The organism is Klebsiella sp. BDA134-6, assembly GCF_015601345.1.
Classification (GTDB): domain Bacteria; phylum Pseudomonadota; class Gammaproteobacteria; order Enterobacterales; family Enterobacteriaceae; genus Klebsiella; species Klebsiella grimontii.
Genome location: NZ_CP064784.1, coordinates 3,661,499 through 3,687,901 on the forward strand (window position 1 = coordinate 3,661,499; position 26,403 = coordinate 3,687,901).

Consider the following 26,403-nt stretch of genomic DNA (forward strand, 5'->3'; position numbering starts at 1 on the left):
GGCAAATATAGTCCGGCGGGGCATTAAGCTCTCCATGATATATCCATAGAATAGAGGCTAAATAACTCCGAGGTATTCATCGTGACGGATAACAGCCTGCATTCAGCCAGCGTAGTTGAGCGACGCCCAAATCTTATTGCCGATCTGGTGATGGGTCGGCTCACCCCAGCCCCCATCTGGCAACAACGTCATTACCGGCTTAAGTTTTTACTGCGCACAGCATTATTTTATGCGCCAACGCGCAGCATGCTGGAAAGCCTGGCGGCGCGTGCGGACTTCAATCAGCTGCTGGCCGCTCAGGTGACGCTGCCGGGCAAAGTTCATCGCCAGTATTTGACCCGCGGATTAAACGCCAGCCAGCGCGCGCAGGCCATTATCAGCCACTACCAGTTTGTCGATTCTCTGGGAGGCTCGTGCCTCGCCGGGGCCATGACCGCAGCGAAAGATGTACCGCTGCTTGAGCTGACGGGCAAAGACGACAGCCGGTTTACGCTCTCCGCCTCCTCGGCGGGCAAAGCCGAACGCGAGGGCGAAACGACGCTGTGGCTGCGCGATAGCGATGAGATTGTACTGGCCAGCGCGACCTTTAGCGTCACCCGCCAGCAGGAGCAATGGCAGTTGACCATCGGCGGTCTACAGGGGCCGCGCAGCACTGTTCCGCACGAAGTGATTAAACGAGCGACCCGCGCCTGTTACGGCCTGTTCCCGAAACGCCTGCTGATGGAATTTATCTGGTTAATGGCGGCGCGCAGCAACATTAATCACATTTACGGGGTCAGCGACAACGGCCACGTCTTCCGCGCGCTGCGCTATCGGTTGAGCAAGGGACGTCATTTTCACGCCAGCTATGATGAGTTCTGGCAATCTATCGATGGCGTCGCCGACGGCGCCTGGCGCTGGCGCTTACCGCTCCAGCTGGAAAGAAAGACGCTTGAGAGCATCGCCAGCAAGAAGCGCGCTGAATATCGTCGCCGCTTTCAGCTTCTGGATGATATGGCCGCTAAGATGGAGATACTCATGGAGTAGCTCTCCAGCCGCTTCGCCAACGCCGTTTAGCACGACGGCGTTTGCATCTTCTGCGGCGCTTTAGTTACTATCATAACTTCGTTGTACTCCTTGCGGACGGCTAATGAAGTTATGAGCAAAACTGAAACACTCCTGCTGGCTATCCTGCTGATTATTTTGGCCGCTGCTTTGTGGTTTATTTTTAGCGGACAAATATGGTTCCTGGTGAGCTTTCTGGAAACATGGTTGTATCCCTCCTTTGTCGCGCCGGAATAAATCTTTACCGATTATTTTTATCCCGCAAGTTACGGTTTTCCTTTCATCCGCTAATAACCCGTCAGGCGGTCAGATAAATACCCGCTAAAAAACTTAAAGCCGTATCTTGTCTATTATTTCATTTGTCATACAAATGTGTATACTGAGTCTCTTCCGATGTTGGCCCGTACATTTCACCTGCACTATGGGCCTGATTTCGTGCAGGTGTTTTCTCCTTTCCCTCTCTGAAAGGCACCCAGTGTCTACACCCGGCTTTTTGTCCAGATTTTTTGTTGCAAAGTTTGCACCAGATTGTGATTTTAAAAAAATCCCCTTATTTTTACGCCCCCTTTGAAAAGCAAAAGGAAAACATAAAACCAACAATCAATTAACATAAAGAATCTAACCCCACACAAAAAGCATAAAAACAGAATAAAAATCCAATAAAAACATAATAATCAGCCAGAAATATACAATTACACATATTCTGCAGGAGTAGTTATACGTTAACCAACAAAACCGCGGCAGTTACTCGGTGACCAACGTCTATCGCTACATTGTTGTTTATCTTCAGCGGCTTTCCACTAAGAGGTTCTCTATGAACGTCAAAACCATCTCGCGCAGTGTGCTGTGCGGCTTACTGAGCGCCATCGTTATTAGTCAACCGGCTTTCGCAGCGGGAACCTTAAGCGGCCAGATTGGCGTCCAGGTGACGCTCGGCAGCGGGTGCAGCGTATCGAACGTCCGCAATGGCGAGAATAACCGCTGGGGCAACATTAATTTCGGCGCCTATGGCGATTTAGCCAACTCCATTGATGCGGAAGTCACCGGCAGCGGCGGCGGAAGCGCGCTAACAGTGACCTGCACCGAGGACCTTGACTCGACCCTGACGCTGGACGGCGGCCAGTCTGGCGATGCAGCGCTGCGCTATATGAAAAACGCCGCCGGCACCCAGCAGATTGCCTATCGACTCTATTCGGATGCCGGCCGCAGTAATGAAATTTTGCCCGGCGGCACGATACCTATCGTTGGCACCGGCAATCCCCAGGCTATTCCAGTTTTTGCCCGAATCCGCCCCGAAGACCAGAGCGTCAATGCGCCGACGGCCGATGTGTATGACGACATCGTCACTGCGACGTTAACCTGGTAATCGCATAAGGAAAGTGGGCGTCATGCTTCGACCCGAGTGGCTTACATTAATTCTGTTTTTTACCTCAGGCGCCCATGCCGCCGTTGTCCAGAAGACGTTCAAAGTCTCCGCGCAGATCGCAGCAGGCTGCGCGCTTGGCGCCGGAGACGGCTCCCAAACGACGGATTTCGGTACCCTGAGTTTTGGCACCCTGTCATCGCTTTACAACAACGTTGATGTCGCCAGTACCTCCGGCGCAGGCTCAATCATCGTCACCTGCACGCCCGGCACCGCTATTTCAATCGCCCTCGACTATGGCGTCAACGGCGGCTCAGCCAGCCAGCGCTATATGTCGAACGGCAACAACAACACCCTGGCGTATCAGCTTTATCAGGACGCCAACCGCGCTAACGTTTGGGGCAACAGTACGCAGGCCTTGAGCGTCGCATCATTTCCGAGCACCACGCAAACCTACACGGTTTATGGCCGCCTTTTTGCCACGAATGGCTTCCCGGCGGTGGGCTCCTATACCGACACGGTCACCGTCACGCTGACCTATTAGATAATCCACAGGTTAACTATGATTCGCTGTAGATTTGCGCCGTTTATATTCGCTTTATCTCTTCCCTCATCGGTTCTGGCCGCAAGCTCCGTCCTGGTATGGCCGATCTTTCAAACTATCGAAAGCCACGAAAAAGGTTCTGAACTGTGGCTGGAGAATCGCGGCAGTTCGCCGGTTAATTTGCAGCTGCGCGTTTTTGCCTGGAATCAAAAAGGGTCAGCGGACGTCTACGCCGACCAGCGCGATGTTGTCGCCAGCCCCCCTTTTACCACGGTAGCGCCGGGGCAGCGGCAACTGGTGAGGCTCATGCGCGTTGCCCCTATCGCCAATGGCAAAGAGCAGTCCTACCGCATTGTTATCGATGAGATCCCTGCCGCGCAGCCGGTAACGCAGACGGAACAGAACTCCGCCGGGCTGAAAATGCGCATGCGCTATGTCCTGCCGCTATTTACCTATGGGCAGGGGCTCACGCCGTTAAAGAACGCGGGTTCAGTCGAATCGGTAAGGACGACGCTGCGCTGGTCGCTCGCGCAGCAAAATAACCGCCAGACGCTATGCATCGATAATAGAGGCAATCAACATGCGCGGCTCAGTACGGTTTACTGGGCGAACGCGAGCGGCAACGGCAAAATTCCCGTGGCTAATGGCCTTCTCGGCTACGTTCTGGCGCAGAAAAAGGCCTGTTTCCCGAACGCCGGAAACGCTTCCGCGCCATCAGGAATACATCTGTTCGCGAAGTTAACGGATAACGGTCAGGCGGTGGAAATTCCGGCGAATCGTTAAAAATGAGAGATCTGAAAAGAACGGCGTCCGGGGGGCTGCTGGCGGTGGCGTCGGTGACGGCCTGCGCCGCGACCTATGATTCCCTGCCTGCGCCTGCGGCATCCTACGGCGAAAGGCAGGAGTATGAGCTGTACCTCAGCTTATCGGTCAATGGCAATATTCTTGCCGGCGCCGTTCCGGTCAAGGTCAACGCTGGTCACTACTGGGTTGCGGCCAGCGTTCTACGGCAAGCGCATATTCCCCTGCAAACCCATGATGCGCTGGTGGATGTCACGGCGCTCCCCTCGGTTAAGGTCGAATATGACCAGCCGGGGCAAGTGCTTAAGCTTCAGGTTCCGGACCAGTGGCTCCCCGAACAGCGCATCGGGGAAACCACGGGACAACAATACCAGGCCGCGATCGGCAGTCCGGGGATTTTATTTAACTACGACGCTTACAGCCTCTTTTCATCCGGCGGCACGCAAACCACCAGCACCTTCACCGAAACGCGTCTTTTTGGCCCGCCGGGCGTCCTTTCCAATAACGCCGCGATCCGGCAAAACTGGTCTTCGTCGGGCTATCAACAACAGGGCTATATGCGCTACGACACCCTGTGGAAATACAGCGATAGCGAACAGATGATAAGCTACCAGGCCGGCGACGTGGTCAGTAACGCTCTGACCTGGAGCAGTTCCGTGCGCATGGGTGGGCTACGCGTAAGCCGTAACTTCAGCGTGCGCCCGGATCTGGTGACATATCCGCTGCTTAACTTATCCGGCAGCGCGGCGGTCCCTTCAAGCGTCGACCTGTTTATTAACGGTTATAAAACCAGCTCGTCGCAGGTTAATGGCGGCCCCTATACGCTGACCAACGTTCCGTGGATCAGCGGCGCCGGCGAAGCGACCGTAGTGACTACCGACGCCCTTGGCCGCCAGGTCTCTACCAGCGTTCCTTTTTATGTCTCTAATACCCTCCTGCGGGAAGGCCTGAGCGATTTTGATTTCACCCTTGGCGCCCTGCGCAACAACTACGGCATCAAGAATGCCGATTATGGCGCCGGGGCGGTGAGCGCGATTTATCGCTATGGATTAACCCACTGGCTTACGCTCTCGGCGCATACCGAAGACCGCCAGGGATTAGCCAATGCCGGGCTAGGCGGCGATATTGGGGTAGGAAATTTGGGCACCCTCAGCCTGTCGGGCAGCGCCAGCCGCGGCGAAGGAGACGGAAACCAGCTCACCTCGGGTTACTCCTACTATGGCAATAGCTGGGGAGTGAACTATCAGCATATCCGCCGCAGCGCCAGCTACGACAACCTCAGCACCTATGGCTCTAGCGCCACGCTCAGCCGTCAGTCAGACCAGGCCACGCTGAGCCTGAGCCCGTGGGGAAGAACCCTCGGTTCTTTTAGCATTGGCTACTTTGATATCCAGGCCGAGGATCGTTCGCGCACCCGCCTGTTGAACCTCTCCTGGAGCCGTAGCCTGTGGCTTAGCAGCAGCCTCAACCTGAGCGTAAACCGCGATCTGCAGGAAGGTAGCTACTCAAGCATGCTGCAGATAATCATCCCTTTCGATTCGCAAAGCTCTATGCAGTTAAGCGGCCAGCGCGCCAGCTCCGGTCAATGGGGCGAAAATATCAGCCTCAACCGCTCCGCCCCGGCAGAAGGCGGGCTTGGCTGGAACCTCGCCCATTCGGTGGGCGGCGATAATTATAGCCAGGCGGATCTGACCTGGATCAACCGCGTGTCGACGTTGAGCGGAGGCTACTACGGCTCACGCAACGATCGTCACAGCTGGTTTGAAGCCACGGGAGCGGTGGTGCTGATGGATAACAGTCTGTTCTTCGCCCGGCAGATTAACGACGCGTTTATCGTTGTCTCCACCGGTAACTACCCGAACATTGCGGTGAGCTATGAAAACCGCAAAGTCGGCGTGACGGATAAAAACGGCCATTTGCTGATCCCGTGGGCGACGGCGTGGTATCCGGGAAAAATTACCCTCGATACGCTGCCATTGCCAACGGACACCGAAGCGCTGATGGTGGAGAAACGCATCGCCGTGCGCGAAGGCAGCGGCGCGCTGGTTGAATTCCCGGTTAACCGCGTGCGTTCGGCAACCATTGTCTTCGTCAATGCTCAGGGACAGCCGCTGCCGGTCGGTACGCCCGTCGAGGAAGTGAACAGCAAACAGCGCGGTCTGGTGGGCTACGACGGCGTCGCCTGGTTCTCGCATCTCACGCGCGACAATAAAGTCATAGTCAACACCGGGGAGTTTCAATGCCGCGTGCGCTTTGCGCTCCCGGAAACAACGCCGGTTCCGCAACGGATAGGTCCGGTTAGCTGTCACCCATAACAGTGGAGATCAAGTTGAAAAGTATCCTCCCGATCTGCGCGCTGCTCTTGCTCCTTGGGCTAACAAGCAACGCGCTGGCCGCCTGCAGCATCAAAACCAGCGCGCCGGTTATCGGCCCGGTGGATTCCTTTGCTCTCAACAGCGCGCCTCAGGGCGTGATGGCCGGCGCGGGGTTTTACTGCACCCCGGAGCTGGTGGCGCTGAACTCAACCAACACATTAAGCGCCACCCTGTCGTCGGCCAACAAGAGCAACGGTATTCCGCGGCTGCTTAATGGCGCGGGCGACGCCATCCCTTACAGCGTCTGTTCTGACGCTTCGTGCTCGCCGGCCTATCTGGATGGCGGCGTGATTAGCTGGTCCAGAACAACGCTGCTCGAACTGCTGGGTTTATTTAACTCAAGCGATGGCACCATGCCGCTCTATTTCAGAACCACCCCGGGCGCCAACGTCCCCGCCGGTACCTATACCGATGTGTTAACCATCACCTGGGTGTACCGATTCTGCTACGTCGGGCTCGATCTGCTGGGCATTAAGATATGTATTCCGAATAACGGAACGCTGACCTCTACGGTCAATGTGTCGGTGAAGGTAACCAATGTTTGCTATATCGACAGCGCGCCAGACGTCGAATTTACCTCTGCCGCCCTTCCGTCCGGTTTTAGCAACTACAGCGGCCAGCTTGCCATCCGCTGCACGAAAAACGCGGCCTACACCATCAACCTCACCAGCACTAACGCCAGCGTCGGCGACTGGCGGCAGATGAGCCACCCCATCGCGAACCAGCCTACCGCCTGGCTGCAGTACCAATTTTACCAGCCCAACGGCAGCGCATGGACGGAAAATAACAATCTCAGCGTGGCCGGATCCGGCGCCGCGCAGCCCGCAAACTACACCCTAAAAATAAACCCGACCCAGAGTAACCAGCCTGCCGGAACCTATACCGATACCGTACTGGTGACCGTTAGCTACTAAAACGTTAACAGACGATTTTTTGTAAAAGAAATGTTTGGGAAATTATTGTTGTGGTATAAGAAAAAAGCCCCGAAAAAAGTGAATGGGGTTTTGCAAGGGAATCTGCGATTTGTGAAAAATAGATAAAAAGAGACCGAACACGATTCCTGTATTCGGTCCAGGGAAATGGCTCTTGGGAGAGAGCCGTGCGCTAAAAGTTGGCATTAATGCAGGCTAAGTCGCCTTGCCTTATAAGAATAGTTTACCGTGTCAGGTTTTCCAGTCCGTGACAAAAGTGGACGAATAATTCGTCTCAAAATTGCTGATATCAACAAAAAACCGCCATGCCCGGTATTGGGGGATGGCGGTTTTTTTCATGTAAATACAGCGGGATGCAGGCGGCGATCAGCAGAGTTTCTGCGCGCGCTCAATAAAGGGCGCCAGGCTCATTTTTTGTCCCGGCCGTTGCGGATCGTCAATCTGGATCACGGAAATCGGCTGCGCGTTGGTTTTACCGTCTTTCATCTGCTGTTCGGCGATGTCGTTTAGCGGGTACTGCACCAGGGTACTCGGATTAATGGCGAACAGCGCATTGCCCGGACGGCAGGTCAGCATCACCTCTTCACGGTTAAACGCCCAGCTCTCTTTACCCACCTCAAAGCGGCTCACGGTAATCACCTGCGGCGCCGCCAGCGCAGCGCCAGAACTTGCCAATAACAACATTGTCAGAACGATTTTTTTCATGATTTAACCAGTTTATTCAGAAAGGTTCCCAGGTGGCAAACAGGCTGACGGCAAACAGCGCCAGCGCCCCCAACGCAATTTCTATCTGCGTGGTGCGCACGATGAGCTGCTCCGCTCGCGTTCCGCCTGCCGACATGCGTGGCACCAGAACATACCGGTTCACCAGCGCAATTGCCACCATTGCCGCTACCAGCGCACATTTCAACAACAGCATACGCCCCCAGGGCGAGGCGCTGATAAGTTCGCCCTGGATCAGCAGCGCATTTACCACCCCGCTGGCGATGGCGCCGGCAACCGCCAGATGTCCGTAACGCGAAAACCGCATCATGGTGAAAATCGCCGCCTGCCGCCAGCGACCGTGCGCCAGGCGAAGACAGTAGATAAACGGCAGCAGACCGCCAAACCAGCTGGCCACGCAAAACAGATGAAGCGCATGATTGGTTCGCTGCACTATCCCCAGCCAGCCATCGTTCATCGCGGCATGTCCGACGCCCGCCAGCAGCAGCAACTGGGCGCAAAACAGCACCAGCAGTAAACGCCCCGGTCGCCGGGGCTTCAGCCAAACCACTGCCAACGCCACAAAGGCGAGTAAAATTTGCCATACCCACACACCGCCAAACTGCGTCCCGGCCACCGCCTGCCAGATAGCCGGCTGCCAGACATCCGACCAGCCGTTGCCCATCAGGCCGCCCTGCGCCATCAGCATCAGCAGCGCCGACAGCGCGCTAGCCAGTAGTAAATGACGCATTAGCGGATAAAAACGCTGCATCATCAGACGGCGCAAGGCCGCTGGCGCCCACCACGCGCCGTAAAGCAGGCAGCCGAAAGCGACGATCAGCGAAATGAAATGGATAAAGCGTAAGCTGACATAGACGGCACTGAGCATCGGCTTACTTCACGGTAAAGGTGTATTGCCCTTTGGTCTTATGGCCATCTACGGAGACCACGTGCCAGTCAACGGTATATTCGCCCGGCGTCAACGCCTGCTCAACCGGTACCGTCAGTTGAGCCTTATTGCTGTCGCTGCGGACGGGTTTACCGAGGGTGATGGTCTTCTGCTGCGGCCCGGTGAGGGTTACGCCGCTAAACTGCGTTTCGATGCCTTCGGAGAAGTTCAGGGTCAGCGCCTGCGGTGACGCCTCCACCTCACTACCGGCAGCCGGCAGCGGTTGTTGCAAATGGGCGTGGGCAAATGCGCCTGCGGAGGTCAGGCAACCGGCGAGAAACAGAGACAGACGCAGGGCGCGTCCGGCGATGATTGGCATAGTTGTCATTCCTTTTTGTTATGTATGTAGCACAGAGAATAACCCTGTATAATGGCGCAGTCGAGCTAAGCGTCTGAGACTTGCCTTTTTGCCGCGTGCTTAGTACTTTTTGCGGCATTATCAGAGGAGAAACCGATGGAAAACAACCTGGCTAAACTATCCCAGGAGGAGATGGACAAAGTGAATGTCGATCTCGCCGCGGCTGGTGTCGCCTTTAAAGAACGCTACAATATGCCGGTGGTGGCTGATTTAGTCGAAAGAGAACAGCCCGAGCATCTGCGCAGCTGGTTTCGCGAGCGTCTGATTGCCCATCGGCTGGCCTCCGTTTCGCTCTCTCGCCTGCCCTATGAACCGAAACAGAAATAATTCCCGTCCTCTGCGGACATCCGAGTTGGCAAGACCTGCGCATTCCATTACGCTGGTTTCTTTGGCCTGGAGCGAGCCATGCTGCGCGTAATCGATACAGAAACCTGCGGATTGCAGGGAGGCATTGTTGAAATCGCCTCGGTAGATATCATCGACGGACAAATCACCAATCCCATGAGCCATCTGGTTCGCCCCGATCGTCCTATCAGCCCACAGGCGATGGCGATTCACCACATCACCGAAGAGATGGTTGCCGATAAGCCATGGATCGAGGAGATTGTGCCGCTGTATATGGGCAGTCCGTGGTATGTCGCCCATAACGCTAGCTTTGACCGCCGGGTGTTACCGGAAATGCAGGGTGAATGGATCTGCACGATGAAGCTGGCGCGCCGCCTGTGGCCAGGCATCAAGTACAGCAATATGGGGCTGTATAAATCGCGCAAGCTCAGCGTCGCGACGCCACCGGGACTGCATCATCACCGGGCGCTGTACGATTGCTATATCACCGCGGCCCTGCTGCTCGATATCATCAACACCTCCGGCTGGACGCCTGAGGAGATGGCGACCATTACCGGCCGCCCGGCGCTGCTCTCCACCTTTACCTTCGGCAAATATCGCGGCAAGCCGGTCTCGGAAGTGGCGGAAAACGATCCCGGCTATTTGCGCTGGCTGTTCAATAACCTGGATCGCATGAGCCCCGAGCTGCGCCTGACGCTGAAGCACTATCTCGGGGAGTAATCGGCGCTATACCTCCGCCTGGCCCGGCAGCGTCCCCTGCGCCAGACCAATCAGAAACGCAAACTCCAGCGCCACGCCCTCATAGCTTTTAAAACGGCCGGATTTACCGCCGTGGCCGGAATCCATATCGGTACACAGCAGCAGCAGGTTATCGTCGGTTTTCAGCTCGCGCAGTTTCGCCACCCATTTTGCTGGCTCCCAGTATTGTACCTGCGAATCATGCAGGCCCGTGGTGACCAGCAGATGCGGATAGGCCTGAGCCTCAACGCCGTCATACGGGCTGTAGCTTTTCATATAGCGATAGTATTCTTCATCCTGAGGATTACCCCACTCTTCAAACTCGCCGGTGGTCAGCGGGATCGACTCATCGAGCATGGTGGTGAGGACATCCACAAATGGAACCTGGGCCACCACGCCGTGGAAGAGCTCCGGCCGCTGGTTCACCGCTACGCCCATCAGCATACCGCCGGCGCTGCCGCCCATGCCGTAGCAAAAACGCGGATTGCCGTAACCCTGTGCCAGTAGCGCATCGCAGACGTCGAGATAATCGTTGAAGGTATTTTTCTTGCACAAAAACTTACCGTCTTCGTACCACTGCTGGCCCAGCTCGCCACCGCCGCGAATATGGGCGATAGCGAAGACAAAGCCGCGGTCGAGCAGGCTCAGTCGGCTGGCGCTGAAATCCGCATCCATGCTGGCGCCATAGGAGCCGTAGCCGTACACCAGCAGAGGGCTGGCGCCCTTGCGGAAATATTCATCACGGTAGACCAGCGAGACCGGGACTTCCACGCCGTCGCGGGCGTTGATCCAAAGATGCTCGCTGCGGTAGTGGCTGGCATCAAATCCTTTGACTTCCTGCTGTTTGAGTACCCGCCGCTCGCCGGTATTCATATCCAGCTCGAACAGCGTATCCGGGGTTGTCATGGAGGAGTAGCCATAGCGCAGGCGCGAGGTTTCCGGCTCCGGATTATAGGCAAGCCAGGTTACGTAGGCCGGATCGTCAAACGCGATCCCCTGCGATTCTCTTGTCTTACGGTTGATCTGGCGCAGACTGGTTAGCCCGCGCTGGCGCTCTTCCACAACCAGCCAGTCGGTAAACAGGGTAAAACCTTCCAGCATCACTTCGTGACGCGGCGCTATCAGGGTCTCCCATTCCTGCTCATCGCGCAGGGTGCTGCGATAAAGGCCGAAGTTCTTACCCTCACGATTAGAGCGCAGATAGAAAGTGTGCTGATAGTGATCGAGGCTATATTCATGATCTTTACGCCGGGGTAGAAAACAGACCGGTTCGGCGTCGGTCATTTCCGCATTGAGCAGCAGTACTTCGCTGGTGGTCGCGCTGGCCAGGTAGATCACCACAAACTGCTGGGATGTAGTCTTGTGTACGCTGACGTAAAAAGTGTCGTCCTGCTCTTCATACACCATAACATCCGCACTGGCCGGCGTACCCAGACGGTGGCGCCAGACCTGATACGGCAGCAGCGTGGTGGGGTGTTTACGCACGTACCACAGAGTCTGCGAATCGTTACTCCAGGCAAAATCAGGTGAGACGTTCTCCAGCACTTCCGCAAATTGTCGGTCGTCGTTTAAGGGAAAGAAGCGCAGGCTATACTGGCGTCGGGAGAGATAGTCTTCCGCCACCGCCATCAGGCTGTTGTCGGGCGAAACGCCTAATCCGCCGAGGGTATAAAATTCGCTACCGGCCGCACGCTGGTTGCCGTCAAGCAGGACGTCCCATTCGTCCCACTCCTCTTTGACTACCGGCTGGCGTTGATAAATCGCGTACTCGCAGCCCGGCTCGTAGACCTGACGGTAACGATAGCCATTTTTGCTGTAGGGGGCCGACACTTCGCGCTGCGGAATACGGTCGATAATCTCCTTGAGCACCCTATCCTGCAGGCTACTTTGCGAAGACATCACTTTTTTGCCGTACTCATTTTCCTGGCGCAGATAATCCAGCACTTCCGGCTGCGAGCGATCGTCATCGCGCAGCCAATAGTAATTATCGATTCGCGTGTCGCCATGTAAGGTCATGGCATGGGGGATCCGTTTGGCTTTTGGTGGCATCTGCTTATTCTTCTGCGGCTTGTATTGGGTAGTAAAATTTTCAGGCTGCCTCAAAGCAGCCTGAAGGGTAACGTGACTACACAATATATAAGGGTGGCAAAAGTCGCCAGCGATGCAAGCGAAACGTGCGGATTTAAGCCGTTACGGCCTGTTTTTGCGCCTGAATATCCCGTTCGATATTTTCACGCACTTCCTGCGGGAGCTTCAGCGCTTCGCCGAGGGCATTGAGGTAGCTACGTTCCATAAAGTGGTCAATATCGATGACCGCGCAGCTGATATAGTAAACTTCAAGCGCCTCTTGCTCGCTGCTGATACCCTGCGCCAGGCTCTGCGGGTCAAGCGGCTGCGCCAGCGCCCGGTCAATTAACACTCGGCCCTGGACGTCGACATTTGCCGCACGTAGTTGCTCTTCAATATTTGCCCGCTCGCGATCGTCAATATGTCCATCGCTTTTGGCGGCGAAGACCAGCGCCATAATTAGCCGTTCGCTGCGGGCGTCGAGTTCGGCCGGTGCGGAAGATGGCGCCTGAACGGGCACAGCCTCTGCCGATGCCGGCTGCGCGCTGGCGCGCATTTTCTGCTGGTATTTATTCCACAACACGCTGCCCGCAACCGCGCCGCCGCCCACCAGCAGCGCGCCGGTACCGTATTTGGCTAACAGCTTGCGCGATGATTTGCTGGCCACCAGCAGACCTGCCAGCCCGCCGAGCGCGCCCGGCAGCAGTAAATTTTTGCCGCTTGGTTGATCGTCAGATGAAGAAGACCGCCCCTGCTGACCCAGCAGAGACTGCAGTTGATTAAGCCAGTTAGCCATACATTTCCTCGTTGCGCGATAAGCGATACCACCAGCCTAACCGACGCGACGTCAGGAAACGTTATCGACAGCTAAAGATGCGCAAATTCCGCGCCGGGAAGCGCGGGAGCCTGCCGCCAGAACTGCTGGCGGCGGCAGCGTAAAGCGTAACTCAGGCCGCTTTCGCTTTGCGCGGCTTCGCCGGCGCCGGGGCTTCAGATTCGATGACGTCAGCAGTCTTATCGCCCTCTTCTGCTTCTGCGCGATCCGCTGACGCCTCGGCGGCGCCCTCGGCTTCCGGCAGCTTACCGGAACGCAAAATATGGTTGAGGGTATCTTTGCGCTCGGCCAGCCACATCGCCATACTATCGCGCTGCTCTTCGTCAAGCGTTAGCGGGCACTCAACCAGCCAGTCGTTCAGTACTTCCGCCAGATCGAGCATTTTGTCATAAGCATCGGCCTCTTTTTTGCTGGCAAAAGACATTTTTTCCTCACCTTCGCGAATCACTACATATTTAATTTCAACCGCCATGATGCAGCCTCTCAGTACTGTATTTTTATACAGTATATCAAATTTCTCCCCCGAACTCAAATGACGCGCATAAAGACATGCGCAAACGTTTTCGTTTATAATGCGGCGCATGTTTTTTTACTGCGGAAGAGAGTTATGACTGTATTAGGTACGGCGCTGCGCCCTGCGGCAACAAAGGTAATGCTGTTAGGTTCCGGCGAACTGGGTAAAGAGGTGGCCATTGAATGCCAGCGTCTGGGAATTGAGACCATCGCCGTCGATCGTTACCCTGACGCCCCGGCCATGCAGGTCGCACACCGTTCGCACGTCATCAATATGCTGCATGGCGAAGCGCTGCAGGCGCTGATTGAGCAGGAAAAGCCTGACTTTATCGTGCCGGAAATCGAGGCCATCGCCACCGACACCCTGGTCGACCTGGAGCAGGCCGGGCAGAAAGTCGTCCCCACCGCCCGCGCGGCAAAGCTCACCATGAATCGTGAAGGGATCCGCCGCCTGGCCGCTGAAGAGCTGAAGCTGCCGACCTCCGCCTACCGTTTTGCCGACAGTGAACCCGCCTTCCGCGAAGCCGTCGCCGAGATAGGCCTGCCGTGCATCGTCAAGCCGGTAATGAGTTCATCGGGTAAAGGCCAGAGCTTTATTCGTTCCAGCGAACAGCTGGCTGACGCCTGGCAATATGCGCAGCAGGGCGGCCGCGCCGGAGCCGGACGCGTTATCGTTGAAGGCGTGGTGAATTTTGATTTCGAGATCACCCTTCTCACCGTCAGCGCCGCGGACGGCGTACACTTCTGCGCGCCGGTCGGTCATCGCCAGGAGGATGGCGACTATCGTGAATCCTGGCAGCCGCAGCGGATGAGCGCGCTGGCGCTGGAACGCGCGCAGGAGATCGCCCGCCAGGTGGTGCTGGCGCTGGGCGGCTACGGCCTGTTCGGCGTCGAACTGTTCGTCTGCGGCGACGAGGTGATTTTTAGCGAAGTCTCGCCGCGCCCGCACGACACCGGTATGGTCACGCTGATTTCGCAGGATTTATCGGAGTTCGCCCTGCACGTTCGCGCCTTCCTCGGACTGCCGATTGGCGCGATCCGCCAGTACGGCCCGGCGGCCTCTGCGGTGATCCTGCCGCAGCTGACTAGCCAGAACGTCACCTTCAGCAATATTCAGGCCGCGGTCGGCGCGGGACTGCAACTGCGTCTGTTCGGCAAGCCGGAAATCGACGGTTCGCGTCGCCTGGGCGTCACGCTGGCAATAGCCGATAACGTTGAGGACGCGGTTGCGCGCGCCAAAGCGGCGGCTTCGGCAGTCATGGTTGCGGGATAAAAAAAAGCCCGGTCGCAGACCGGGCCTCTGGTGAGCGCGCGATAATTACTTCGCGCCTTCTACCGCTTCACGAGCCAGTTTGGTGATACGGTCGTAATCACCGGCTTCCAGCGCATCCGCCGGCACCAGCCAGGAGCCGCCGATGCACAGCACGCTGTTCAGCGCCAGATAATCACGATAGTTCGCCGGGGAGATACCGCCAGTCGGGCAGAAGCGAATATGCGCGAACGGGCCGCCAATCGCCTGCAGCGCTTTCACGCCGCCGTTAGCTTCTGCCGGGAAAAATTTGAACTCTTTCAGACCATACTGCATACCCAGCATCAGCTCGGATACGGTGCTGATCCCCGGGATCAGCGGGATGGTGCCTTCGCCGGTCGCCGCTTTCAGCAGGGATTCGGTCAGGCCCGGGCTGATAGCAAACTGCGCGCCCGCTTCGGTCACTTCTTTCAGCTGCTCAACGTTGGTGACGGTACCGGCACCGACAATCGCTTCCGGGACCTCTTTGGCGATCGCGCGGATAGCGTCCATCGCGCACTCGGTACGCAGAGTCACTTCCAGCACGCGTACGCCGCCCGCAACCAGCGCTTTCGCCATTGGCACAGCGTGTTCCAGCTTTTTCACCACGATTACCGGTACAACCGGGCCGGAGGTGAGGATTGCTTCTGCAGTTGTTTTCCAGTTTTTCATTAGATTTTCTCTCGCCAGATCTACAAATCGAATCGTCTTAAAAAGTGATGCAGGTTGCGCCCTGTTCTGCTCCGGAGAGTTTCTCACGCAGCGCACCGAACATCTCCCGGCCGGTTCCCACGCGCGAACCGCTCAGGTCAGGAATATGCGGCTGACGGGCAGCCAGCTCGGCGTCATCGACCAGCAGCGTCAGCTCGCCCGTCTGGCCGTTGACGCGAATAATGTCGCCATCGCGTACCTTGGCCAGCAGACCACCATCGTACGCTTCGGGCGTCACATGAATAGCCGACGGCACTTTGCCTGATGCGCCGGAGAGTCGACCATCGGTCACCAGCGCAATTTTGAAACGGCGGTCCAATAATACACCAAGTGGCGGCATAAGTTTATGTAATTCTGGCATGCCGTTCGCTTTTGGTCCCTGATGACGGACCACCACCACGCAATCTTTGTCGAGCAGCCCCGCTTCAAAGGCGGGCAGCACGTCATGCTGGCTCTCGAAAACCACCGCCGGCGCTTCGATAATCTGGTTCTCAACCGGCACAGCGGAAGTTTTCATCACCGCGCGACCGAGATTGCCGCTCAGCACTTTGGTGCCGCCGTGGCGAGAGAACGGCTTGTCAAACGTGGCGATAACCGCTTCATCAAGCGGAGCGGCCGCCCCTTCGCGCCAGTCAAGTTCACCGTTATTAAGCCAGGGCTCCATGGTGTAGCGAGAGAGGCCGAAACCGGCAACGGTGTGAACATCTTCATGCAGCAGGCCGCCTTTCAGCAGCTCGCGCACCAGCACCGGTACGCCGCCCGCGGCCTGGAAGTGGTTAATATCCGCCGGGCCGTTCGGGTAGAGGCGCGCCAGCAGCGGCACCACGTCAGAGAGATCGGAGAAATCATCCCAGTTAATGATAATCCCTGCCGCCCGCGCCATGGCCACCAGGTGCATGGTATGGTTGGTGGACCCGCCGGTTGCCAGCAGCGCGACAATCCCGTTGACCACTACTTTTTCATCAAACATTTTACCCAGCGGCATCCACTCGTTACCGTTGCCGGTCAGACGGGTCACCTGGCGGGCGGCGGCGGCGGTCAGCGCTTCGCGCAGCGGCGCATCCGGATGCACGAATGACGATCCGGGCAGCTGCATCCCCATAAACTCAACCACCATCTGGTTGGTATTGGCGGTACCGTAGAAGGTACAGGTGCCAGGCGCATGGTAAGACGCGGCCTCGGACTCCAGCAGCGCCATGCGATCCACCTTTCCTTCCGCATAGAGCTGACGAATGCGCACTTTTTCTTTATTCGCCAGGCCGCTGGCCATCGGGCCGGAAGGAATAAAGATGGACGGCAGATGGCCGAACGACAGCGCAGCCATCGCCAGGCCCGGGACAATTTTATCGCAGACGCCAAGATAGAGCGCGCCGTCAAACATGTTGTGCGACAGGCCAATCGCGGCGGACATGGCAATCACTTCGCGGCTGAGCAGCGACAGCTCCATCCCGTCCTGCCCCTGCGTCACGCCATCGCACATCGCCGGAACGCCGCCGGCGACCTGGCCCACCGCGTTCGCGGAGTGCAGCGCTTTGCGGATAATGTCCGGATAACGCTCATAGGGCTGGTGGGCGGAGAGCATATCGTTGTAGGAGGTAATGATGGCGATGTTATTGCGCAGCATGCTTTTCAGTGAGGCTTTGTCATCCGCCTGGCAGGCGGCGAAGCCGTGGGCCAGGTTACCGCACGCCAGTTGGGCGCGATGCACGGTATCGGTTTTGGCCTGGTTAATCCGGGCGAGGTAGGCTTCGCGGGTATCGCGCGAGCGTTCGATGATGCGATTTGTTACCCGTAACATTTCTGAATTCATAAAGGCTCCTCAAATTTTATCTGTCCGGCCGCAGCGCTTTAACGATACTTTTCGGTGTTTAAGGCACCTGTACTGGGGCTCAGGGGCAAAATATCTGTAGGCAGTGTAATAAAAAAAGCCCCGGGGGTGAATCCTCCGGGGCTTAAAAGATTAAAAATTACACGACTTGCTGCGTCAGATCATGTTACCGGTAAAATAACCCTGACGGAGGAGATGGCGATTACTCAAACTCGTTCCACGAACGACCATCGCGGGTGATCATCGCCACGGAGGCAACCGGCCCCCAGGTGCCCGCCTGGTAAGGTTTCGGCGAATCGCGATCGGCGGCCCAGGCTTCCGTGATGGAGTCGACCCACTTCCACGCCTCTTCCACTTCGTCGCGACGCACGAACAGCGCCTGAATACCGCGCATCGTTTCCAGCAGCAGACGCTCGTAGGCATCCGCCAGATGGGTTTGATTAAAGGTTTCCGAGTAGCTCAGGTCCAGCTTGGTGATCTGCAGGTTATGCTTGTGGTCTAGCCCCGGGACTTTGTTCAGCACCTGGATATCCACCCCTTCATCCGGCTGCAGACGAATGGTCAGCTTATTCTGCGGCAACTCTTGCCAGGTCTCTTTGAACAGGTTCAGTTCCGGTGTCTTAAAGTAAACCACGACTTCGGAACATTTGGTCGGCAGTCGCTTACCGGTACGCAGGTAGAACGGTACGCCCGCCCAGCGCCAGTTGTCGATATCCACGCGGATCGCCACGAAGGTTTCAGTATGGCTGGACTTGTTGGCCCCCTCTTCTTCGAGGTAGCCCGGCACTTTTTTACCCTGCGCGAAGCCGGCGGTGTACTGGCCGCGCACCGTTTTTTCACGCACGTTGGTGCGGTCAATGCGGCGCAGCGATTTCAGCACCTTCACTTTTTCATCGCGGATGCTATCGGCAGTCAAATCTGACGGCGGAGACATGGCAATCATGCACAGAATTTGCAGCAGGTGGTTCTGGATCATATCGCGCATCTGCCCGGCCTGATCGAAGTAGCCCCAGCGGCCTTCAATGCCCACCTCTTCCGCCACGGTGATCTCAACGTGATCGATGGTACGGCTGTCCCAGTTATTAACGAACAGCGAGTTGGCAAAGCGCAGCGCCAGCAGGTTCAGCACCGTCTCTTTACCCAGATAGTGGTCGATACGGTAGACCTGGCACTCTTCAAAGAACTCGCCTACCCGATCGTTGATCTCGCGGGAGGTTTCCAGGGAAGTCCCCAGCGGTTTTTCCATCACCACGCGCGCCGGTTTCGCGTTCAGCTTCGCTTCGCCCAGACCTTTGCAAATCGCGCCAAAGGTGCTTGGCGGCATGGCGAAATAGTTAATGGTCACCCGCTCTTTCTGATCGAGCATTTTGCCCAGGCGGGTAAACGCTTTGGTATCGTTGACATCAAGGTTACAGAAATCCAGACGCCCGCTCAGGGTCTCCCACAAACCTTCATCGATTTTTTCCTTCATGAAGGTTTCCATCGCTTCACGCACAACTTTGGTGTAAGCGTCTTTATCCCAGTCGGCACGGCCGACGCCGATGATGCGGGTGTCAGGATGGATCTGACCAGCTTTTTCGAGCTGATACAGGGAAGGCAGCAATTTACGTCGCGCCAGGTCACCCTTCGCGCCGAAAATGACCAGATCGCATGCCTGGGCCGTTTGCGTTACCGCCATGTCATTCTCCTTAGTTGATAGACTGGTGCTTGTGCCAGGCTATATTTGTAATTTTCTTTCACTGCATCGTACTGTGTTTACGAATTTCCCGAAACCCTCAGCGCCGGTTCCCGCAGCTAAATCGCACAGGGTGGAAAACAGGCGCTGAGATTTTGGGCATGCGGCTAATATTGTTCGTTGTTTCGACCGATTCTCAGTTAGTAAAATACGACTCTGATCATGTAATGAAAAAAAACAACATATTTTAAGGTCATTCCTCACCGTTTCCGACAACGGAGGGGTATATTCTTGCTAAAACGCCTGATGATTTCACCCATTAATGAAATCGCTTCCATTGATGAGCGCCCGATTACCCATGAACATGCTGGAAAAAATCCAGTCCCGGCTGGAACACCTTAGCAAATCTGAACGCAAAGTGGCGGAAGTCATCCTTGCAACCCCCGCGCAGGCCATCCATTCAAGTATTGCCGCCCTGGCGCTGGAAGCCGGCGTCAGCGAGCCCACGGTTAACCGTTTCTGCCGCAGTCTGGAAACCCGCGGTTTCCCCGATTTTAAACTGCATCTGGCGCAAAGCCTGGCGCACGGTACCCTCTATGTTAACCGCAACGTCGATGAAGACGACAGCGTCGAGTCCTATACGGGAAAGATATTTGAATCCGCCATGGCCAGTTTAGATCAGGTCCATCATTCTCTCGACATGTCGGCGATCAATCGCGCGGTTGACCTGCTCACGCAGGCGAAGAAAATCGCCTTTTTTGGCCTTGGCTCTTCGGCCGCCGTCGCCCACGACGCGATGAACAAATTTTTCCGCTTTAATGTACCGGTGATCTATTCCGACGACATCGTCCTGCAACGCATGAGCTGTATGAACTGTAATGACGATGACGTGGTAGTGATCATCTCGCACACCGGCAGGACTAAAAGCCTGGTGGAGCTGGCGCAGCTGGCACGTGAAAACGATGCGATGGTGATCGCCATTACCTCACCCGGTACGCCGCTTTGCCGAGAGGCAACGCTGGCTATTACCCTGGATGTGCCGGAAGATACCGATATCTATATGCCGATGGTTTCCCGCTTAGCGCAGCTGACGGTGATTGATGTACTGGCGACCGGCTTCACCCTGCGGCGGGGCGCAAAATTCAGAGATAACTTGAAGAGGGTCAAGGAAGCGCTTAAGGAATCGCGGTTTGATAAAGAGCTCATCGTACACAGCAATGACCAATAAAAGTAGAAACAAAGCACTATCCTATTACACCGTCGGTATCGTTCCGGTATAGCGACTTTGCTCATCGGCGCTACCGAATCCATGTTCACGCAACACCAAAGATGTTTCAGTCAACGGAGTATTACATGTCCAGAAGGCTTCGCAGAACCAAAATCGTTACCACCTTAGGCCCGGCTACCGACCGCGATAACAACCTTGAGAAGGTTATCGCCGCAGGCGCTAACGTGGTACGTATGAACTTCTCTCACGGTACCGCGGAAGATCATCAGATCCGTGCGGATAAAGTCCGTGAGATTGCGGCAAAACTGGGCCGTCATGTCGCGATTCTCGGTGACCTACAGGGGCCGAAAATCCGCGTATCCACCTTCAAAGAAGGGAAAATTTTCCTCAATATCGGTGACAAATTCCTCCTCGACGCGAACCTGGGTAAAGGCGAAGGCGACAAAGAGAAAGTGGGCATCGACTATAAAGGACTCCCGGCTGACGTGGTTCCGGGCGATATCCTGCTGCTGGACGACGGCCGCGTGCAGCTGAAGGTCCTCGAAGTTCAGGGCATGAAGGTGTTCACCGAAGTCACCGTCGGCGGCCCGTTGTCTAACAACAAAGGCATCAACAAACTGGGCGGCGGCCTCTCTGCAGAAGCGCTGACGGAAAAAGACAAAGCGGACATCGTCACCGCCGCCAAAATTGGCGTCGACTATCTGGCCGTCTCCTTCCCGCGCTGCGGCGAAGATCTAAACTACGCCCGTCGCCTGGCGCGCGATGCCGGCTGCGACGCCAAAATCGTCGCCAAGGTCGAGCGTGCCGAGGCGGTATGCGATCAGGACGCGATGGATGACGTGATCCTCGCCTCGGACGTTGTTATGGTGGCCCGCGGTGACCTCGGCGTGGAAATCGGCGATCCGGAGCTGGTCGGCATCCAGAAAGCGCTGATCCGCCGCGCCCGTCAGTTGAACCGCTCGGTCATTACCGCGACGCAGATGATGGAGTCGATGATCACCAACCCGATGCCTACCCGCGCCGAAGTCATGGACGTGGCGAACGCCGTGCTGGATGGGACCGATGCCGTAATGCTGTCGGCTGAAACCGCCGCGGGCCAGTATCCGTCTGAGACCGTTGCCGCGATGGCGCGCGTCTGCCTCGGCGCGGAAAAAATCCCGAGCCTCAACGTCTCCAAGCACCGTCTGGACATTCAGTTCGATAACGTGGAAGAAGCCATTGCGATGTCCGCCATGTATGCGGCGAACCACCTCAAGGGCGTCACCGCTATCATTACCATGACCGAATCCGGTCGGACCGCGCTGATGACTTCGCGCATCAGCTCCGGCCTGCCGATTTTCGCCCTGTCTCGCCACGAGCGCACGCTGAACCTGACTGCGCTGTATCGCGGCGTGACGCCGGTTCATTTCGATAGCGTAAATGATGGCGTAGCCGCTGCGCACGATGCGGTAACGCTGCTGCGCGACAAAGGCTATCTGGTGACCGGCGACCTGGTTATCGTCACTCAGGGCGATGTCATGAGCACCATCGGTAGCACCAACACCACCCGTATTCTGACCGTAGAGTAAGCCTCTCCGTCTACCTGCCAGCGCCGCAGCTGGCAGGTATATCCGATAAACTACACAAGCCAGCTCAACAATAGCGTAGCGGTAATTACCGTTGATGCGCCGCCGATACGAGTCGCAATCTGAGCAAAAGGCATCAACCCCATTCTGTTCGACGCCGAGAGAATAGCCACATCCCCCGTCCCCCCCAGCCCGCTATGGCAACTGGTCACGATAGCCGCTTCAACAGGGTACATATTCAGACGTGAAGCGATAAGGAAGCCGCTCAGCGCCATTGCCATGACGATGGAGCCGCAAACCACCACGTAGCCCACCGAAAATACCGCAACCACGCTTTCCAGCGGAACATACAGCATTCCCAGACCAATCATCAGCGGCCAAACCAGCGCGGCCGACACGAGCTTGTAGCAGCTGTGCGCCCCCAGCTCCATCGCCGCCGGGATAACTTTAGCATATTTACAGAACACCGCAGCCAGGATCATCAGTACCGGCCCCGGAATATGCACCACCTTTTCCAACAGACCGCCGACGATGAAAAACGCGCAAATCATTAAAAGCCCGGCCCCCATCAGTTGGAAATCCGTGGGTTGCGCGCTCTGATTTTGCGCAAAGACGCTATTATCTTCATGGCTGCGGATCAGCATCCCGTTGCCGGAAAGCGAAGGGCGTCGCGCGCCCATGCGCGCCAGAAAACCGGCGCAAATAATGGCGAAAATGTTGCCCACCACGGCGGCCGGCGCCAGTTGCGCAACGTAAACATCGGGCGTTTGTCCGAGAATGGCTGAATAGGCCAGCGACAGGGGCAGGATCCCTTCACCGATGCCGCCGCCGATGATCGGCACGATAATAAAGAAAAAGGTGTAGTAGAAACTGTAGCCAAATAAACTGCCCACCAGCAGGCCGGTTAAGATTGCCGCCCCGGTCCCAACGACCAGCGGGACAAACATACGGACCATTCCCTGAATCAGGATAGTTCTGTTCATACCCAGTATGCTGCCGACGACCAGGCAGGCGATAACGAAATAGAGGAGATTGGCCTCCTTCATCAGCAAATGCACGGTATCGAGGGTATGCGCTTCAAACATGCCGAAATAGACCAGCACCGATGGCACCATCAGGCACAAAATGGCCGGGCCGCCTATATCCTTGAGGATCGGCACCATTCGGCCAATTTTAGCCAACGCGAACCCCAGGGTCATAATCACCGCCAGGCCGCCAATCATATTCTTCGGCAGCAGACCTGCGGTTGCAGAGATAGCCACAATCGTCGCTATCCCGATAAAGAGCGTCAACGGTACGGCGCCGACCTCAATATTGGATAAAAGTCGTACCGACGGCCCGCTCGGCAGCGTTTTATCTATCGGGTGGTTCAGAGAATTATTTTCCATATTTTTACCTGAATTATGATGACGTAGGGTATCAACGCAATATTAAAACTGCGTAATAAAATTAAAAAAGAGTACCAGCCACAATGCCAATAAAACAAAAAAACGTTAGCACAGGAATTTAAAATTAAAAACGAGATCCAAATTTCGCTGTTCTACTTTGTGACTAAACCACAAAATTCATTTTAAGTAATTTAATTTATCACCACGAAACTAAAGTTAGCATTGTCGCAATAATTGAATGCCAGGGATATAAGTTGATGATCCCACCCTCTTTTCCCTATTTGTAAGTAAAGTAGTCAAGGCGAAATTATTTAAAGCCCGGCGACTGTGATGACTATCACCTTTTAAATACCGAGGGATCGTTAGATTAAAAAAATACAACGTCGCCGATAATATATTTTCAGGACATCCTATGCCTTCACTGCTTTTAGAATCCCTTTTTCCCCTGGTGTTTATCATGCTGCTCGGATGGCTAAGCGGCAAGTTGGGCTACAGCCGCCGCGAGGACGCGTCCGTGCTGGCCACGGTGGTTATTCGTTTTGCACTTCCCTTCCATCTGTTTATCGGCGCATTGAATACCCATCCCGATAAGATTAAAAACTTCACCTTTATGGCGGTATTGGTCATCGGTCTTATGGGATCGTATTTCCTCACGCTACTGATCTCACGCTACGTTTTTCGCCATGATATAAAAACCAGCGCAATTCAGTCCCTGGTGTGCGCTTTCCCCGATATGGCCTACTTTGGCGCCCCCGTGCTTGCGGTGCTGATTGGCCCCGAGGGCTTTCTCGGGGTGCTTATCGGCAACCTGGTGACCAGCGTATTGATGATCCCCTTGACCATCATTCTGATTCGCATGGGAGATAAGCGCGCCTACGCTGATCTACAACAGCCTGATGCGCTGCAGCTTATCCTGCAAAACCTGTTTAAAGCCGTCAGAAACCCAATAGTCTGGATCCCGATTTCCGGCGTGCTGCTCAGCCTCGCGGGGGTACAGCTGCCGCATATGCTCAGTATGCCTATTGAGATGGTGGGAAAAGTGGCGGGCGGCCTCTCCCTGTTCGCCCTTGGGCTGCTCTTTTACGGTGAGCGTCCTACGGTCAATATTCAAACCTGTACCAATATCAGTATTAAAAACCTGATCCAACCGGCAATGATGGCCGTGGCTGGTTTAGCCTTTGGCCTCAGCCATAGCCTGATGCAGCAGGTCATTATCATCGGCGCGACGCCTTCCGCCATTGCGGCAGGGATGTTTGCCCTGCGCAGCGATACCTATATCGAGCCCGCCTCATCCTCTATTTTGCTGGGCACCGCCATCGGCGTCGTTACCGAAGGAATTATGATTTATTTAATCTCATAATCACTGAAGTAAAGCCGGAAGAATCCCGGCAATTATTTGATATCATATTCAGGAGTCATCCAATGTTAGCCACAGAAACCTTATACACGCCTTATAACGGTGCCGTCCTGCTGGAAAACCCGTTATTAAATAAAGGTCTCGCTTTTACTCAAGGTGAACGGTCCGCATTTAATCTTCAGGGACTGCTGCCGCATAGTGTTGAAACTATTGAAGAACAAACCGCGCGCGCCTAGGGGCAATTTTGCCAGTTTAAACGGGATATATCGCGGCATATTTATCTTCGAAATATACAGGATACTAACGAGACCCTATTCTATAATCTGCTGCGCAACCATATGAAAGAAACGCTGCCGATCATTTATACCCCAACGGTAGGCGAAGCGTGTGAACACTTCTCAGAAATTTATCGTCGGGGGCGCGGCCTGTTTATTTCATGGCCTAACCGCAACAATATTGACGAGATGCTGCAGGGCTTCTCCCGCAACGATATCAAAGTCATTGTCGTGACCGACGGCGAGCGCATCCTGGGTCTCGGCGATCAGGGGATTGGCGGCATGGGGATCCCGATCGGCAAACTCTCGTTATATACCGCCTGCGGGGGGATTCATCCGGCATCAACGCTGCCCATTATGCTGGATGTGGGCACCAACAACGCCCAGCATCTGGAGGACCCGCTGTATATGGGCTGGCGTCATCCACGTATTAGCGACGAACAGTACATTGAATTTATGGACATGTTTGTGCATGCCATCAGCCAGCGCTGGCCACAAGTGTTACTGCAGTTCGAAGATTTTGCGCAAAAAAATGCTACCCGGTTACTTAACCGCTATCGTGACCAGCTTTGCTGTTTCAACGATGATATCCAGGGCACGGCGGCCGTGACCTCTGGCACGCTGATTGCCGCCGCCGCTGCGGCCGGTACGCGGATCCGCGACCAGCGCGTGGTGTTTCTCGGCAGCGGTTCCGCCGGATGCGGGATTGCGGAAAAAATCATGGCCCTGATGGTTGATGACGGGCTGTCAGAGCAGGAAGCGCGCAATCGGATCTTTATGGTTGACCGCTTTGGTCTGTTAACCGATGAGATGCCCAATTTGCTGGATTTTCAGCGCAGCCACGTGACGCCGCGGAAACATATTGCCCACTGGGATACCGACGCGGCCAACCTGTCGCTGATGGATGTTGTACGCAACGTCCACCCCACCGTGCTGATCGGCGTATCAGGCCAGCCGGGACTGTTCAGCGAAGAGATCATCAAAGAGATGCATCAGCACTGCCCGCGCCCGATTATTATGCCCTTATCTAACCCGACGTCCCGCGCTGAAGCCCAGCCGAAGGATTTGCTGGAATGGACCCGGGGGAACGCGCTGATTGCCACCGGTAGTCCGTTCGCTCCCGTCTGCTATGACGGTAAGACTTACGATATCGCCCAGTGCAACAACGCCTATATCTTCCCCGGCCTGGGGCTGGGAATTCTGGCCAGTAAAGCGGAACGCGTTACCGAGGCAATGCTTATCACCTGTAGTAAAACCCTCGCCGCCCACTCGCCTTTAGCTACCCGCGAAGCCGGCGGATTGCTGCCGCCGGTCGAAGAGATTGAGATGATTTCCCGGGCGATTGCCGCAGATGTCGCTCGCGCGGCTCAGCAGGACGGCGTCGCGCCGCTTATCAGCGAAGCCCAGTTGGCCGAGAATATCGATCGCACCTTCTGGCGAGCGCGCTACACCGCGTATAAACGCTCGCCATTTTAAACGCCCGCTGCCGGGTGAACACTGCGGGAAGCGCCCTGCTTCCCGC

23 protein-coding genes and 1 pseudogene are annotated in these 26,403 nt (G+C 56.0%); 14 read left to right on the forward strand and 10 right to left on the reverse strand.

Annotated features, from left to right (window positions below; translation table 11 throughout):
* The first annotated feature begins 81 nt into the window (after positions 1-81).
* From IYV58_RS16895 to IYV58_RS16925, 7 genes are all read left to right on the forward strand, one after another.
* On the forward strand, positions 82-1,026 hold the full coding sequence (locus IYV58_RS16895) for a VirK/YbjX family protein (RefSeq protein WP_004122018.1): 945 nt from the start codon (positions 82-84) through the stop codon (positions 1,024-1,026).
* A gap of 111 nt (positions 1,027-1,137) precedes the next feature.
* A complete protein-coding gene (locus IYV58_RS16900) occupies positions 1,138-1,281 on the forward strand; it encodes an Ecr family regulatory small membrane protein (RefSeq protein WP_142445585.1) in 144 nt (47 codons plus the stop codon).
* Positions 1,282-1,858: 577 nt separating this feature from the next.
* The gene (locus tag IYV58_RS16905; protein ID WP_049114588.1) at positions 1,859-2,410 is read left to right on the forward strand and encodes a Csu type fimbrial protein; all 552 of its coding nucleotides are present in this window, start codon (positions 1,859-1,861) and stop codon (positions 2,408-2,410) included.
* Positions 2,411-2,432: 22 nt separating this feature from the next.
* Entirely contained in the window at positions 2,433-2,951 is a 519-nt protein-coding gene (locus IYV58_RS16910; protein WP_004122022.1) for a Csu type fimbrial protein, read from the forward strand.
* Between the two features lie 18 nt (positions 2,952-2,969).
* On the forward strand, positions 2,970-3,734 hold the full coding sequence (locus IYV58_RS16915) for a fimbrial biogenesis chaperone (protein WP_049114587.1): 765 nt from the start codon (positions 2,970-2,972) through the stop codon (positions 3,732-3,734).
* Between the two features lie 2 nt (positions 3,735-3,736).
* The gene (locus tag IYV58_RS16920) at positions 3,737-6,067 is read left to right on the forward strand and encodes a fimbria/pilus outer membrane usher protein (RefSeq protein WP_049114586.1); all 2,331 of its coding nucleotides are present in this window, start codon (positions 3,737-3,739) and stop codon (positions 6,065-6,067) included.
* A 14-nt stretch (positions 6,068-6,081) separates the two neighbouring features.
* Positions 6,082-7,041: a Csu type fimbrial protein gene (locus IYV58_RS16925; protein ID WP_195729151.1), complete on the forward strand. Its 960-nt coding sequence runs from the start codon at positions 6,082-6,084 to the stop codon at positions 7,039-7,041.
* A gap of 384 nt (positions 7,042-7,425) precedes the next feature.
* On the opposite strand, the gene IYV58_RS16930 is transcribed toward IYV58_RS16925, so the two are convergent.
* Genes IYV58_RS16930 through yobA form a run of 3 tightly spaced genes read right to left on the reverse strand, consistent with a single transcriptional unit; the run spans position 7,426 to position 9,029 of the window.
* A complete protein-coding gene (locus tag IYV58_RS16930; protein WP_004122026.1) occupies positions 7,426-7,764 on the reverse strand; it encodes a YebY family protein in 339 nt (112 codons plus the stop codon).
* Positions 7,765-7,780: 16 nt separating this feature from the next.
* A complete protein-coding gene (gene copD / locus IYV58_RS16935) occupies positions 7,781-8,650 on the reverse strand; it encodes a copper homeostasis membrane protein CopD (RefSeq protein WP_004122027.1) in 870 nt (289 codons plus the stop codon).
* A 4-nt stretch (positions 8,651-8,654) separates the two neighbouring features.
* Positions 8,655-9,029 (reverse strand): CopC domain-containing protein YobA, encoded by a 375-nt coding sequence (gene yobA, locus IYV58_RS16940; protein WP_004122028.1) that lies wholly within the window; start codon positions 9,027-9,029, stop codon positions 8,655-8,657.
* Between the two features lie 135 nt (positions 9,030-9,164).
* On the opposite strand from yobA, the gene IYV58_RS16945 reads away from it, so the two are divergent.
* Entirely contained in the window at positions 9,165-9,395 is a 231-nt protein-coding gene (locus tag IYV58_RS16945) for a DNA polymerase III subunit theta (RefSeq protein ID WP_004122029.1), read from the forward strand.
* 78 nt (positions 9,396-9,473) lie between these two features.
* Positions 9,474-10,133, forward strand: a complete 660-nt coding sequence (exoX, locus tag IYV58_RS16950; protein WP_004122030.1) for an exodeoxyribonuclease X — start codon at positions 9,474-9,476, stop codon at positions 10,131-10,133.
* A gap of 6 nt (positions 10,134-10,139) precedes the next feature.
* Here exoX and ptrB read toward each other — a convergent pair whose 3' ends face one another.
* The 3 genes from ptrB to IYV58_RS16965 form a co-directional block, all read right to left on the reverse strand.
* On the reverse strand, positions 10,140-12,200 hold the full coding sequence (ptrB, locus tag IYV58_RS16955; RefSeq protein WP_032741886.1) for an oligopeptidase B: 2,061 nt from the start codon (positions 12,198-12,200) through the stop codon (positions 10,140-10,142).
* Positions 12,201-12,333: 133 nt separating this feature from the next.
* Positions 12,334-13,014, reverse strand: coding sequence for a tellurite resistance TerB family protein (locus IYV58_RS16960; protein WP_123829165.1), 681 nt, complete (start codon positions 13,012-13,014; stop codon positions 12,334-12,336).
* Between the two features lie 151 nt (positions 13,015-13,165).
* Positions 13,166-13,525 carry a YebG family protein gene (locus tag IYV58_RS16965; RefSeq protein WP_049114582.1) on the reverse strand — a complete coding sequence of 120 codons (360 nt, stop codon included), beginning with the start codon at positions 13,523-13,525 and terminating at the stop codon, positions 13,166-13,168.
* Positions 13,526-13,660: 135 nt separating this feature from the next.
* Here IYV58_RS16965 and purT point away from each other — a divergent pair, with 135 nt between their 5' ends.
* Entirely contained in the window at positions 13,661-14,839 is a 1,179-nt protein-coding gene (gene purT, locus IYV58_RS16970) for a formate-dependent phosphoribosylglycinamide formyltransferase (protein ID WP_112166220.1), read from the forward strand.
* Positions 14,840-14,884: 45 nt separating this feature from the next.
* Here the strand turns inward: purT and IYV58_RS16975 are convergent, their stop codons facing one another.
* From IYV58_RS16975 to zwf, 3 genes are all read right to left on the reverse strand, one after another.
* Positions 14,885-15,526: a bifunctional 4-hydroxy-2-oxoglutarate aldolase/2-dehydro-3-deoxy-phosphogluconate aldolase gene (locus tag IYV58_RS16975; RefSeq protein WP_004103368.1), complete on the reverse strand. Its 642-nt coding sequence runs from the start codon at positions 15,524-15,526 to the stop codon at positions 14,885-14,887.
* Positions 15,527-15,563: 37 nt separating this feature from the next.
* A complete protein-coding gene (gene edd, locus IYV58_RS16980) occupies positions 15,564-17,375 on the reverse strand; it encodes a phosphogluconate dehydratase (protein WP_004122039.1) in 1,812 nt (603 codons plus the stop codon).
* 220 nt (positions 17,376-17,595) lie between these two features.
* A complete protein-coding gene (zwf, locus tag IYV58_RS16985) occupies positions 17,596-19,071 on the reverse strand; it encodes a glucose-6-phosphate dehydrogenase (protein WP_004122041.1) in 1,476 nt (491 codons plus the stop codon).
* A gap of 319 nt (positions 19,072-19,390) precedes the next feature.
* Between zwf and IYV58_RS16990 the strand changes: the two genes are divergently transcribed.
* Both IYV58_RS16990 and pyk read left to right on the forward strand, forming a co-directional pair.
* Positions 19,391-20,296 carry a MurR/RpiR family transcriptional regulator gene (locus IYV58_RS16990; RefSeq protein ID WP_162626063.1) on the forward strand — a complete coding sequence of 302 codons (906 nt, stop codon included), beginning with the start codon at positions 19,391-19,393 and terminating at the stop codon, positions 20,294-20,296.
* A 125-nt stretch (positions 20,297-20,421) separates the two neighbouring features.
* Complete coding sequence (gene pyk, locus IYV58_RS16995) at positions 20,422-21,864, forward strand: pyruvate kinase (protein WP_004122043.1); 1,443 nt, start codon at positions 20,422-20,424, stop codon at positions 21,862-21,864.
* Positions 21,865-21,914: 50 nt separating this feature from the next.
* Here pyk and IYV58_RS17000 read toward each other — a convergent pair whose 3' ends face one another.
* Entirely contained in the window at positions 21,915-23,249 is a 1,335-nt protein-coding gene (locus IYV58_RS17000; protein WP_142446675.1) for a 2-hydroxycarboxylate transporter family protein, read from the reverse strand.
* 412 nt (positions 23,250-23,661) lie between these two features.
* On the opposite strand from IYV58_RS17000, the gene IYV58_RS17005 reads away from it, so the two are divergent.
* Positions 23,662-24,609, forward strand: coding sequence for an AEC family transporter (locus IYV58_RS17005; RefSeq protein ID WP_004122045.1), 948 nt, complete (start codon positions 23,662-23,664; stop codon positions 24,607-24,609).
* A 62-nt stretch (positions 24,610-24,671) separates the two neighbouring features.
* Positions 24,672-26,357, forward strand: a pseudogene (locus IYV58_RS17010) (NAD-dependent malic enzyme).
* The last annotated feature ends 46 nt before the right edge of the window (positions 26,358-26,403 follow it).